12 protein-coding genes are annotated in these 12,479 nt (G+C 70.2%); 1 reads left to right on the top strand and 11 read right to left on the bottom strand.

Features of this window, described 5'->3' with window-relative positions:
- Positions 1-53: 53 nt before the first annotated feature.
- Both ACFW2Y_RS10105 and ACFW2Y_RS10100 read right to left on the bottom strand, forming a co-directional pair.
- Positions 54-1,421, bottom strand: coding sequence for a (5-formylfuran-3-yl)methyl phosphate synthase (locus ACFW2Y_RS10105; RefSeq protein WP_384876108.1), 1,368 nt, complete (start codon positions 1,419-1,421; stop codon positions 54-56).
- 147 nt (positions 1,422-1,568) lie between these two features.
- Positions 1,569-2,495: a RimK family alpha-L-glutamate ligase gene (locus tag ACFW2Y_RS10100; RefSeq protein WP_384876106.1), complete on the bottom strand. Its 927-nt coding sequence runs from the start codon at positions 2,493-2,495 to the stop codon at positions 1,569-1,571.
- Here ACFW2Y_RS10100 and ACFW2Y_RS10095 point away from each other — a divergent pair.
- The gene (locus ACFW2Y_RS10095; protein WP_384876104.1) at positions 2,494-2,631 is read left to right on the top strand and encodes a hypothetical protein; all 138 of its coding nucleotides are present in this window, start codon (positions 2,494-2,496) and stop codon (positions 2,629-2,631) included. The two genes, ACFW2Y_RS10100 and ACFW2Y_RS10095, sit on opposite strands and share 2 nt — an antisense overlap.
- A gap of 152 nt (positions 2,632-2,783) precedes the next feature.
- Here the strand turns inward: ACFW2Y_RS10095 and ACFW2Y_RS10090 are convergent, their stop codons facing one another.
- The 9 genes from ACFW2Y_RS10090 to ACFW2Y_RS10050 form a co-directional block, all read right to left on the bottom strand.
- Positions 2,784-4,304, bottom strand: a complete 1,521-nt coding sequence (locus ACFW2Y_RS10090; RefSeq protein WP_384876102.1) for an aminopeptidase P family protein — start codon at positions 4,302-4,304, stop codon at positions 2,784-2,786.
- Between the two features lie 61 nt (positions 4,305-4,365).
- Complete coding sequence (locus ACFW2Y_RS10085) at positions 4,366-4,926, bottom strand: MaoC family dehydratase (protein WP_384876100.1); 561 nt, start codon at positions 4,924-4,926, stop codon at positions 4,366-4,368.
- A gap of 86 nt (positions 4,927-5,012) precedes the next feature.
- Positions 5,013-6,371: a hypothetical protein gene (locus ACFW2Y_RS10080; protein WP_384876099.1), complete on the bottom strand. Its 1,359-nt coding sequence runs from the start codon at positions 6,369-6,371 to the stop codon at positions 5,013-5,015.
- Positions 6,358-7,383 (bottom strand): ornithine cyclodeaminase family protein, encoded by a 1,026-nt coding sequence (locus ACFW2Y_RS10075; protein WP_384876097.1) that lies wholly within the window; start codon positions 7,381-7,383, stop codon positions 6,358-6,360. The genes ACFW2Y_RS10080 and ACFW2Y_RS10075 overlap by 14 nt, the downstream gene beginning before the upstream one ends.
- Complete coding sequence (locus tag ACFW2Y_RS10070) at positions 7,380-8,246, bottom strand: HpcH/HpaI aldolase/citrate lyase family protein (protein WP_384876095.1); 867 nt, start codon at positions 8,244-8,246, stop codon at positions 7,380-7,382. Before ACFW2Y_RS10070 ends, ACFW2Y_RS10075 begins: the two co-directional genes overlap by 4 nt.
- Positions 8,243-9,487, bottom strand: coding sequence for an aminotransferase class I/II-fold pyridoxal phosphate-dependent enzyme (locus ACFW2Y_RS10065; protein ID WP_384876093.1), 1,245 nt, complete (start codon positions 9,485-9,487; stop codon positions 8,243-8,245). The genes ACFW2Y_RS10070 and ACFW2Y_RS10065 overlap by 4 nt, the downstream gene beginning before the upstream one ends.
- Positions 9,487-10,353, bottom strand: coding sequence for a cupin-like domain-containing protein (locus tag ACFW2Y_RS10060; RefSeq protein WP_384876091.1), 867 nt, complete (start codon positions 10,351-10,353; stop codon positions 9,487-9,489). The genes ACFW2Y_RS10065 and ACFW2Y_RS10060 overlap by 1 nt, the downstream gene beginning before the upstream one ends.
- 40 nt (positions 10,354-10,393) lie before the next feature.
- Positions 10,394-11,407: a 4-hydroxy-2-oxovalerate aldolase gene (dmpG, locus tag ACFW2Y_RS10055; protein WP_384876089.1), complete on the bottom strand. Its 1,014-nt coding sequence runs from the start codon at positions 11,405-11,407 to the stop codon at positions 10,394-10,396.
- A complete protein-coding gene (locus ACFW2Y_RS10050; protein WP_384876087.1) occupies positions 11,404-12,333 on the bottom strand; it encodes an acetaldehyde dehydrogenase (acetylating) in 930 nt (309 codons plus the stop codon). The genes dmpG and ACFW2Y_RS10050 overlap by 4 nt, the downstream gene beginning before the upstream one ends.
- Between the last annotated feature and the right edge of the window lie 146 nt (positions 12,334-12,479).

Raw genomic sequence — 12,479 nt, 5'->3', positions numbered from 1 at the left:
GGGGGCGGGCGGATTCTGCCCCTGGCGCGTCGCCCGGTGGACGGTGGCGGGGGTCAGTCCGTCGGTCGGCCCGGCGCGCCCAGGACGGACAGGTCGCCGTAGCGGTCCGCGACACGCACGTCCAGGCCCTCGTGGCGGGCGAGCAGGGCTTCCAGGTCGGTGCGGAACTTCGGTGAGCGCGTCATGCGCTCGGGCACGACCAGATGGCCGCCCTGTTCGGGCGGGATGATCCCGGCCACGAGCCCCCGGCGGACCACCCGGTCGTGGCGGGTCGCGGCGCCGGTGCCGCCCAAGGGGTCGCGGGCGAGCGCGACGACTCCGCCACGCGCGGAGAGCTGGTCGAGGTCGGGGACCAGGTGCCAGATCTGCTGGGCCTGGTGGCTCTGGACGGAACCGGCGAGGTTGGCTTCCAGGCCGCGGGCGTGGCACAGGTCCACGAAGAAGCGGATCTCCTCCAGGGAGAGGATTCCGGTGCGGGGCAGGCCGTGGGCGTCGACGTCATGGGCGTCCAGGTCGACGAGTTCGTCGCTGCCCGCGGTGGAGATCAGGCCGATGCGGGCGACCTTCAGCAGGATGCTGGTGTCGATCATGATGGCGTCCGCTCCGGCGGCTGCACTGGCTTCGACCATGGTCCGGATCGCCTCGGCGTCGGTGCGGCGGCGACGGGTCAGACCGTGGTCAGCGTGTGGGAACGGCTCGCTGACGGTGACATGGGTACCGCGTGCCGCCGCCGGAAGGGCACCACGGGCTTTCAGTTCTTCCTCATCGGGGCGCCGGTCGGGGAAGAGCGGGTTCCCGTCGTCGCCGAGCAGTGCGTCCGCGTACTCCGCGAGGTCGAAGGCGTCCGGCGCGTCGGAAGCCGCCGGATCGTACTCGCGCAGGCCCACCAGCGCGCGGCGAACCTGTGGCAGTGTCTTGCGGGCGTCCCACAGGTCCAGGTCCTGTGCGAACAAAACGGACATGACACGGGTTCGTCCGAGTCCGTCGGCGCGCCGCAGGGTCGCCGTGATCTCGCCGAGTACGTCACCGAGTTGGTCGACCCCCATACCGTCGAGGCCCACCTTCACGATCGGGCAGGGGTGGACGTGCACGCCCATGGACACCGCGACGCCGAGCGCGGCCTGAGCGGCCTTGCCGACGGTCTCGTAGGGGGACTTGGCGATCGCCAAACCGTTCCCGGCCCGTCGGTAGAGCAGTTGGTCCTCTCCGATGTTGGTGCTCAACTGCACGGGGAGGTCGCGTCGGACGGCGAGGACCGCGTCGGCGATGTCCATGATGCGGCGTGGCTTGATCGTTCCGAGCGCGCTGCGCGGGTCTTCGCTGTCGATGATCCGCGCCCCGCCGAGCACGGCCTCTCGGGCCTCCTGCGGCCCGAACACACTGACCAGTAGTCTCCGGTCCGCGTCCATACCGTTCCGCACGTGCCGTCCCCGTTCTTCGCGTGTGATCAACAGACGTGATCAGACGCTACCCAGGCCGCCATGTGCACGTCATCACCCTCACGGGTGAAGCACGGGATTCAGGGCGCGTCCGGCTTCGTCATGGGGGCGTACGGGCTCCGGCAGGGCTCAGTCCGACGCAGCAAGCCGTCTCCGGCAGGCGGCGGCGACGGCTTCGGCGACGCCGGGCATGTCGGGCCGCCAGGTGGGATTGGAGTTCACCTCGCACACCGCGAAAGAGCCGTCGGCCTCGAAGAGGAGGTCGACGCCGGCGACACCGAGGCCCATCGCATCCGCCGCTTCGACGGCCAGCGCCTCCGCATCCGGATGCCTACCGGTGCAGACGGTGTGGGTTCCGCCCTGCGCCAGATTGGAGACCAGACGATCGTCGCCGGCGGTCCGCACAGCAGTGGCCACGGCCCGGCGGTCGACCACGACGACGCGCAGGTCCCGGCCGTGGGAGTGGGAGACGTACCGTTGCAGGAGATAGGGATGGCGGTCGTCCAGACTGCCCGCCACACCCCGCAACCAGGTGTCGTCGGGCGCGAGGAAGACCCGCTGCCCGCGGTGGCCCCGCACGGCCTTCACCACGTACGGCGGCGGGACGCCCGCATCGAGTATCTGCTCCAGGGGTGCGTCGGTGTGGGTACGGGCATCGGGAACGGGGAGACCGACCGCGGCCAGCTGCTGCAACTGCCAGAACTTGTTCGCCGCGGCCAGAACCGCCTCGGCGGGGTTGATCAACCGGGTTCCCATCGCGGCCAGGTGCCGCAGCAGGGTGACACCCCTGTCAGCAGACAGGGAAGCCATCGACAGCCGGGCGTAGGCGACGGCCGGCGCGGCGACGGGGCGTCCTCTGGTGTCGGTCATCGTCAACCGTCCGCCCTCCACGCCGAGCACCAGACGCCTGCCGTGGACGACCGCGGCCCGGTTGCCGAGTTCCGCGGCGAAGGAGTCCACCAACGAGGAAGTGACCGGGCCGGCGGTGCCGGTCGCGTCCCGACCGAGCCCCGGGCACAGCAGCAGCCAGACGTCGGCCCCGCCCGTCGTCGACATGCCCGCCCCTCCCCACCTGCTGGTGCCCGCCCACGAGGAGCGGGCCGGAGCGACCCCCTGCCGCCCCGGCCGGTCCGTCACCGGAGCGCCGTCCACGCCGGAACCCCGCCCCGACCGCGCCCGCTCCTCCCCGTGACGCCCGCCGCGGGGCCGGAGGGAAGGGGCCGCCCGCCCCGGACTTCCTCCGGTCGGACGCCCCTCCACGGGCTGGGCCCCGGGTCGCGCTTCGAGGGGCCTTCCCGGCCCGTGACGCCCTCCGGGCGGACGGCGCTCCTCTCGAGGTGCGCCCTAGCGGGGACCGTCGCCTCCCGCAGCGGCGGACACCCGGGCGATCCACTCCTCCACCTCGTGGGAACCGCGCGGCATCGCGGCGGAGAGGTTCTCGCAGCCGTCCTCGGTCACCAGCACGTCGTCCTCGATGCGCACGCCGATCCCCCGGAACTCCTCCGGGGCCAGGAGGTCGTCGGCCTTGAAGTACAGCCCCGGCTCGACCGTGAGGATCATGCCGGGCTTCAGCTCGCCGTCCATGTACTCCTGGCGCAACAGCAGCTGGCAGTCGTGCACGTCCATGCCCAGGTGGTGGGAGGTGCCGTGGACCATCCAGCGGCGGTGCCAGCCTCCGCGCTCGGGATCGAGGGTCTGTTCGAGCGTGACCCCTTCGGGCAGCAGTCCCCACTCGTGCAGGCGCCGTGCGATGACTTCGTTGGCAGCGGCGTGGATGTCGCTGAACTTGTTGCCCGGCTTCACCGCGGCCATGCCTGCCTGCTGGGCCTCGTGCACCGCGTCGTAGATCTTGCGCTGGACGTCGGTGAAACGGCCGGTGACCGGAAGGGTGCGCGTGATGTCGGCGGTGAAGAGCGAGTCGATCTCGATGCCTGCGTCCACCAGGATCAGGTCGCCCTCGCGGACCTCTCCGGTGTTCTTCGTCCAGTGGATGGTGTTGGCGTGGTCGCCCGACGCGCAGATGGACTCGTAACCGACGCCGTTGCCCTCGTGCCGGGCGTACAGGCCGAAGATCCCCTCGACCCAACGCTCGCCGCGTCCCTTGCGGACGGCTTCCGGAAGGGTCGCGATGATCGCCTCGAAGCCCTCGTGGGTCGCGGCGATCGCCTTGCGCATCTCGCCGACCTCCCAGTCGTCCTTGACGATGCGCATCCCGGACAGGTGGCGGGCCAGCTCCTCGTCCGCCTCTTCCTGTTCCTCGGCGGACAAGGGGCTGCCCGCCTGGGTGCGGGTGGTGTCGACGAGCAGGGCGAGCTCCGGGTCCGCCGCCCGGACGACCCGGAGTCGGGCGGCAGCCTCGTCCTTGGCCAGGTCCCCGGCGAGCGAGTCGATGTGACGGGCGGTGAGGCCGAGCTGGGACTCGACGTCCGCGACGGTCGGACGGGCACCGACCCAGAACTCCCCGTAGCGGGAATCGCTGTAGAACTCCTCGGTGTCACGCGGGGCCGGCGGCCGGAAGTACAGGACGGCCTGATGTCCGCCCTCGGCGACGGGATCGAGGACGAGGACAGCGTCGGGGTCCGCGTCCGCACCGAACCCGGAGAGGTGGGCGAAGGCGGTGTGCGGCCGGAACGTGTAGTCGGTGTCGTTGCTACGCACCTTCAGCCCGCCGGCCGGGATGACGAGCCGCTCGCCGGCGAACCGCCGGGACACGGCCGCCCGTCGACGGGCCGCGTGGTCGGCGACCTCGGCGCGGGGCGTGGGCGGCCGGCCGTCGGTCGCCCAGCCGGAGGCCATGAAATCGCGGAACGCGTTGTTGGTGGGGGTGCCGCGGTGGCCGGCCTTGGGTTGGTTCTCGCTCGTCATGCGCGCCATCCTGTCAGAGCGACCGATCATTCGGGCCGCTATCGATCAAACTGACGATTACTCACATCACCTTGTCGGAAAAGCCCTCGGCACCGGTACCCGGACCCCCTTCTCGGCACTCCTCCTGCGGAGGGACGGCCTCTCGGCAACGGACCATGAAGGACCGCTCGAAGACGATGACGGTCTCCCCCGTCGACTTCGTGCCGGTCGTCTCCACCGTGATGATCCCCTGCCCGGGCCGGGACCGTGACAACCGCTTGTCCAGGATCCGGCTCGTCGCGTAGAGGGTGTCACCGACGAAGACGGGTTCCTTCAGACGCACCCTGTCCCACCCCAGGTTGGCCACTGCCCGCGCCGACAGGGCCTGAACGGTCATTCCGCCGATCAGGCACAGCGTGATGCCGCTGTTCACCAGGACCTTGCCGTACTCGGCCCCGGCACCGTAGTTCTGGTCGAAGTGGAGCGGGTGCTGATTCATCGTCAGCAAGGTCAGCCAGGTGTTGTCCGCCTCGGACAGGGTACGGCCCGGCCAGTGCCGGATCACCATGCCGGGTTCGAAGTCCTCGTAGTCCCCGCCGTGTTCCTCGACGTACTCGTTTTCCTTGACGTGGCGCAGGGCCATGCGCTTTCACTCCGATGTCGCTGAAGGTCGGGGCCGGCGCACACGACGCGCCGGCCCGAAGGGCGTGCAAGAGAAGTGACAGGACGTCAGATCGCCACCATCACGTTGTCGGAACTGCTCACCCCTCCCCGGACGCTGACGATGCCGGCGGAACCGTCTCCGTAGAAACGACAGAACAGTCCGGCCGGACGTCCGCCGAACAACAGGGGTCCCAACACCGGTGCGACATCGGCTTCGTAGGGCTCGTCGCAGCCGTCGACGATCAGGGAGGCGCGACAGGTCTGCGGCTCCACGAACTCCTGCACCACGCTGGGGCCACCGTCGACGGCGTCGCTGACGGCGGACTCCCACGCGGCCTGGTCGACCTGACGGCCGATGACGACCTGCTTCCCGCACTCCCCCAGGCCGGCCTTGAGCACCAGCCGCTCCCGGTTCGCACGTACGAACGGCAGCAGGTCGACCTGCTGCCCCTCGCGGTGGGTCTTCCGCTCCGAGAGGACTCGCGTCCACGGCAAGTAGCGCTCGACGAGCGCGCGCTCTCCCTCGGTCATCCAGGGCCGTCCCTCCGACAACCAGCCCATGGCGAGCTTGCTGTGCAGGAAGGTCGACGTCTGGGTGCCCACGAGCACGCAGCCGTGGTCCAGGGCGTCCTGGACCGGAGTGGTGTCGAGACCCACTTCGAGCCAGTCCGGGATGGTGAAGTTCCGCAGCCCGATCGGATGACGGAGGTGCGGGGCGCAGTCCCACGCCTCGTGCAGTTCGTCGGGTTCGAAGAAGCGAGCGGTCAGACCGTGGCTGTTGTAGTACTCGGCCTCCATCTCGAAGTACCGCGGCTCCACGCCGTTCACCCGGGCGCTGCCGACGACGGCGATCCGTGGTGCGAGCGCCAGCTCCGCACTGATCGACCGGAACATCTCGGCACGTACGGCGAACGGACGGGGGGAACGGAACGGGGTCCGGCCGTCCTCGTCGGCGTGCAGCCTGCGCCACACCGACAATCGGCTCTCCGTCTCCACCACTCCGCCGAGGGCGCCACTGACGTTGAACTCCAGGAACTGCGGTCCGTTCGGGCCGATCACCAGATCGGGCCGGACCACGGAATCGGCGTACCGCTCCTCGACGAACGCGTCGTCCGTCCACAACCGGTCCTCAGTGGCGGGCATGTCGTACGCTGCCAGCCGTTCGGCGGTGGTGCGTCCGCTCTCCAGGGCGGTGCGGCGCAGCAGCCCGGTCAGGGCGACGCTCACCCGGAAGACCTCGGCGTAGGCCGCGCGCGGGATCGCCATGGGCGCCGCGGGCAGGTGCGGCTGATACGGCCAGCCGGTGTCCCTCAGCTCGTGCCGCAACATGTGGCGGATCGTGTCGGCCGGCGCGGCGGGCTTCAGCCGGTGGCGTCCGAACCACGGGTGCCCGTTGGCCGTGCCGACGTCCTCATGCGTGTCCATCGGGCGTTCCCTTCCCCGTCGGGGGAACGACGGACCGGCCGCTCGTTCCCGGTACGGCTCCGCTGTGCGCCTCGAACAGGGCCACCGCAGCCGCCGTGTCCTCGATCGCCATGCCGACCGTGCGCAGGACCGAGGTCCGGCCGTCGACGGCGACCTTTCCGCTCACCAACGGTCCCAACTCCTGGAGGGCCTCGGCCGTGATGAGGCCGCCGTCCAGGGCGGCTCTGACCTCTCCCGCGCCGTCCAGGGCGGCGGCCCGGTCCTCGACCACGGTCACCGCGTCGGCCAGCAGGGTCGGATCGAGCTCGACGGCACCCGGATGGGTCCCCCCGATGACGTTGACGTGGGCCCCGGGAGCCACCCAGTCCGCCTCCACCACGGGTGCGGCGTCGGCGGTCGACGTGGCCGTGCAGACGATCGGGGCGTCGGCGACGGCCTCCCGTGCGGAAGCGCAGACCCTCGCCCGGACGGAGGGGCCTGCCGTGTCGCGAATCCATTCGGCGAATTCCTCGGCACCCGCGCGGGTGCGCGAATGGACCCGGACGGTGCGGATCGGACGCACCGCCGTGATCGCCCGGACCAGTGCGCGGGCCTGCACGCCCGCGCCGATCACCGCCAGGTCGTCGCTGTCGTCAGGAGTGCACCAGCGGGTCGCCAGGGCGGCGACCGCGCCGGTGCGGACGGCGGTGAGCTCGGCACCGTCGAGGAGCGCGATGATCCTCCCCGTCTCCAGGTCCGTGAGCGCAACGATCCCGTGGATCAGGGGCAGTCCGCGTGTCGGGTTGTCGGGGGTGAGCGTGGTGACCTTGACGCTGCCCACTCCGCGCCGCTCCCACACGGCGGGGCTGACCAGGAGGACCCGCTGCTCGCCGTGCTCGATGACGGTGCGGTCGGGAGAGCGGGTCAGGCCCGCGGCCAGGTCGGTGAACATCTCACCGAGCACGTCGATCACACGGGTCATGCGGTGGGTACCGGACATGTCCGCGGCCTGGAGCATCACCGGTGCGGTCACGGCGTCTCCCCCTTGCCGAACCGACTCGCCCAGGCGTCCTCGCGGGCCACCGTGGTGCGGGCCAGCCGGGCGAACGGCGGGCCGACCATGTTGCCGTCCAGAACCGCGATCCCGCCGTCGGCGGCCGTCACGGCCTCCGCCACCCGGCGGGCCAGTCCCAGCTCCTCGTTCCGGGGCCGCAGGATGCGGTTGATCACGTCGAGTTCCGCCGGGTGCACGGTCGCCTTGCCGTGGAACCCGAGCCCCCGTGCCCGGGTGGTCTCCTCGGTGAGGACGGCCGGCTCGGAGAGCCGGAAGTTGGCCGTGTCGATACAGGCCGTGTCGTGCCGGGCGCAGGCCATCGCCATGGCCTGCCGCGCGGCCTGCATGGCCTCCCAGGTGATCTCGACCCCGAGCGTGGCGGCCAGGTCGGCGGAGCCGAGCACCAGGCCGTCGGCGGCCCGCGCGATGGCGTCGATGCCGGTGACGGCCTCGACCGTCTCCACGGTGACGTAGATCTCCGGGTGTGCGCCCGCGGACGCCAGCGTCCGGCGCAACAGGTCGACCTCGATGGACGAGGTCACCATGGTCATCATGACGATGCCCGGTTTCACCGGGGCCTCGGTGAGCATCAGCACGTCGTGGACCGCTGCGATGCCCCCGAGCTCGTTCATGCGCACGGCGAGGTTCTCCGGCCGCGCCGACTTCTCCAACGCGGCCCGGCAGACCGACCGTGCGGCCGGCTTGTCGGCCGGCGGTACGGAGTCCTCCAGGTCGATCAGATGGACGTCCGCGTCGTACGACCACGCCTTGACGACCCGTTCGAGGGACAGCGCCGGGGTGTACAGGATGCTGCGCGGGACCGCCCGCGCCATGCCGGTCACCGGGCTTCCGGATCGGACGCCGGCCGGGCACCGGCCTCGATCAGTGCGGAGCAGAGCCGCCTGATCTGCTCCTCGGACTGGCCGGCCCGCAGCATCACGCGCAGCCCCGCGGTGCCGCGGGCGACGATCGGGAAGAACACCGGCGAGGTGTAGAAGCCGGCGGCGAAGACCTGCTTGGCCGCGTCGACGACCGTCTCGTCGCTCATCGGCACCACGCGGATCGGATAGGTGGCGGCGGCCTGCTCGGTCGTGACCAGCGAGTCGAACAGCGCGATGTTGGAACGCAAGCGCTCCTGCAGTCGCGGGAGTTCTTCGGTGCGGTGGATCTCAGCGGAGGCGAGTGCGGCTCCGACCGCGGCGGCGTTCATCTTCTGGGAGTAGCCCAGCGGGCCCGCGAAGCGCTCGACGAGTCGCCGCGTCTCCTCTCCGTAGCCGTCGAGGAGGATCGCCGTGCCGCCGGCGCCGAAGCCCTTGCTCAGGGTGGCCACGGTGATGGTCCGCTCGTCCAGGACCGGCGAGTGCGAACGCACGTAACCGATGCCGCGGTCGCCGTACGCGGACAGCGAGTGCGAGTCGTCGTAGAAGACCAGCAGGTTGTACTTCTCCTGGAGTTCGGCGAGTTCGTGCACGGGTGCGTAGCCGCCCAGGCTGTCCGAACCGTCCACCACGTAGCAGACGCGCTCGTAGGTGCGGCACATGTCCTTGAGGAAGTCCAGGTCGTGGTGACGGCAGGTCACGACCTCGCTCTCGTCGGCGCAGCTCGGCTTGGCGTTCGCCATGGAGACGTGGGCGTTCTTGTCGAAGACCATGAGCGGGCGGGTGCCGTTGCCGAGGTGTCCGGACGCGATGAGGGGGAGCAGGCCGGTGCTGGCCGCTGCGGTGGATATCGCGCTGATCACCATCGCGCCGAACAGTTCGCCCAGTGACTCTTCCAGTTCCAGCAGGACCGGGGTCTGGACCCGGGTGCGCGGGATGCAGTGGTCGAGCACTCCGAAGCGGCGCAGGGAGGCGACCGCCCCGTCGATGACCTTGGGGTGGGTGTCCAGGTCGAGGTAGGAGCAGACGGTGAAGTTGACGAACTCGTGTCCGTCGGGCATCTGGAACACGCCGTCGTTGAGATCGCCCACGATGCCGGCGACCCCGTGTTCGTAGGACATGTTCCAGAAGGTGTTGCCGATCCCGATAAGCCTGTCGTTGTTGCGGTACAGGTGGGTGGGGGTGATGGTCTTGCGCTCGCTCATCAGGAGTTCACCTCGGTGGGCCGGTAGCTGTAGACGCCCTTGAGCCTCCGGTAGGCGTACGTGTAGAGCGCGACGCCCAACACGTGCGGCCGGTGGAGGATCTTCTTGGACTTGAGCCAGAAGTTGACGTTGATGTTCATGTCGTCGAGCGACTCGGCCTGGTGCCACCAGCCCAGGGGCAGATAGAGCATGTGGCCGGGTTCCAGGACGAAGTCACGGCGCTGGGCGAGTTTGGCCGCCACCCGCGGGTAGCGCTTGAGGTCGACGTCGGCGAGGTCGACCACCTGGGACTTGTCCCCGTAGCCCTGGAGCACCGACCGCGGGTAGTAGTCCCGCACGCCGGGCGGTGCGATGACGAACCGCTTGCGGCCTTCGAGCGCGATGTTGAAGTTCTCGAACTCGTCGAAGTGGTTCTTGGTGAACACGCCGCGGTGGCTGATCCACAGGTTGGCGGCGTACAGGGAGTTCCCGTACCCGAAGAACTCTTCGGCGTCGAAGCCGATGACGGCGTTGACGTCGGCCGGGCTGCTGCGGATGTTCGACACCACTCGGTGCCAGGTGTCCGCGCCGTTGAGGAGCCGCTCGTCCGCGAAGAACTCGCGGAGCCTGATGTCCCGCGTCTCCCAACGCCCCGGGTGGTTCTTGTCGCCCGGCTCGGTGAAGAGGGTGACGGTCATGTCGGCCAGGCGCGCGGCCACCTCGTCCCGGCCGAGCCCCTGCACGCTGCTCGGCAGCTTGATCACCACGGGTTGGTCGGCCTTGTACAGCCCCTGGGGGCCGACGGCCAGGAACTCGTCGAACGACATGCGGGTGACCTCCACACCCGCCGTCCCGTTCGGCTCGGGCACAGCGTCCGGAACTGCCATGTCGTCGTCCTCCTTTCTGAGAGAGCGGGTCGCACACCCGTCAGTCGTCGGCCTTGTCTGCACTCAACTCCGCCACCACGTCGACGATCAGGTCTTCCTGACCTGCGATGGCCTGCCGCCGGCCGAGCTCGAAGAAGACGTCACGCGGGTCCACGCCGGCGGCTGCCGAGAGTTCGACGACCCGGTGTTTGAATCCGGAAAAGACTCCTGCCAGACCGCTGACGATGCTCATCGAGGCGGTCACCGGTGGCGCGGGCATGAGTTCGCGCTCGGCGAGGTCGGCTGCGTCGAGGAGTCCGTAGAGGTCGATGCCCGTGGTGAACCCGCTCCGCTCCAGGACCGGAACCAGCACTTCGAGCTGGGTGTTGCCCGCTCCCGCTCCGAAGCCCCGGGCGCAGCCGTCGATGATCAGGGCGCCCGCGTCGGCCGCCGCCACCGAGTTGGCAACGGCCATGCCGAGGTTGTTGTGTCCGTGGAAGATCACCGGGATGGTGTCGACGGCCTTGACTATCGCTTCGATCCGGGCGGTGACGTCCGGGGGAAGGAGGTGCCCGGCGGAGTCCATGATGCCCACCGCCTGTGCTCCGAACCCGACGGCCCGCGCGGCCTGCTCGGCCAGTTCGTCCGGGCCGGCCATGTGGCTCATCATCAGGACGCAGTGGGCCTCTGCGCCGGTGTCCCGCAGGAAGCCGAGATGGCGCTCGGCCAGGGTCGTCTCGGTGGCGTGCACACCGATGCGGACGATGTCGACGCCCAGGTCGACGGCTCGTCGGAGGTCGGCGGAGGTGCCCCAGCCGGGCAGCATGAAAGTGGCCATCCGGCTGTGCCGAAGGGCTTCCCGGACGGTCGACAGCATGGCTTCGTCACTCGCCGCGGCCAGACCCACCTGGAGCGAGGAGGCGCCCAGTCCGTTGCCGTGGCCGACCTCCACCACCGGAATCCGCGCGGCGTCCGCCGCTTCCGCGTAACGGCGCAGCGCGGTCAGTCCGAGTTGGTGCCGCACTGCGTGCTGTCCGTCGCGCAGCGTGGGGTCGTGGATCACCAGGTGCTTCATGAGGTCGCCCCCGTCCGGGACGTCCGGCCCGACCGGGTCGCGTACTGCTCGGCGACCATGACGGCGGCGGAGTTGATGATGTCGAGGTTGCCCGCGTAGGGCGGCAGGACGTCGCTGTGCGCCATGACCTGGAGGGTGACGGTCACCAGGTCGTCGACGACGGTGCAGGCGGTGATCTGGTATCCGGGCGCGAACGACCGCACTTCCTCCGCCACCTGGTCGACGGCCTCCCGGACGGCGGCCGGGGTGGCACCGGTCATGCGGGCGCGGACGGCCGTCCGGAAGGTGGCCGGCGGCACGGCGGGGCTGATGTTGAGGATCGCCTTGACGTCGGTGACGCCGGAGAAGGCGGTCACGGCGTGGCTGGTGGTCGCCACGTACTCGTCGAGGTTCATCCTGGTCGCGCGACCGGCGACGTCGCTGGCCACGGTCGAGACGACCTCGACGTACGTCACCGGGAAGCGGGCCGCGAGCGCGTGCACCACGGGAACGGACGCCTGGCCGCCGCAACTGATCAGGTTGACGTTGCGTCCGGTCGCCGTTGAGACCCCGGTGACCGTGGGGGCCACCATCTGGCCGACCTTGCTGGGCGTCAGGTCGATGACCAGCGTTCCCAGCGGTTCGAGGAGCGGCCAGTGTTCCCGGTGGGACGCGGCGCTGGTGGCGTCGAAGACGACGTCGAAGGGGCGCGGAGCCGCCAGTACGGCCTCGATGCCGCCCGCGCTGGTGGGGAGTCCGAGGTCCTCGGCGTACCGCAGGCCCTCGGACTCCGGGTTGCGTCCGGCCACCAGTCGGCAGTCGAGTGCGGGGGACCGGTGGGCCTTGCTGACGAGGTCCCGACCGATCGCCCCGGTGCCGATGACGGCGACCGCGAGCGGTTCGACGACGTCCGGACGCATCTCGGTCAGGTCTGCCGTGAGGCTCAACGTATGCCTCCGTGGGAACGGAGGGGGTGGAGCGGAAGTCGGTGCAAGAGGCCACGGCGGGCGCCGGTGGTGCGTCTCGCGGCATCCGGTTCGCAGGTTCCCATGAACAACGTCGTCCTCGCCCTTCGATGTGCGCGCGGCTGCCC

It is taken from the genome of Streptomyces sp. NPDC058877, assembly GCF_042742855.1.
Taxonomy (GTDB): Bacteria; Actinomycetota; Actinomycetes; order Streptomycetales; family Streptomycetaceae; genus Streptomyces.
Note: the sequence above shows the minus strand (reverse complement) of the source record. Positions and strands in the feature narration are given on the sequence as shown.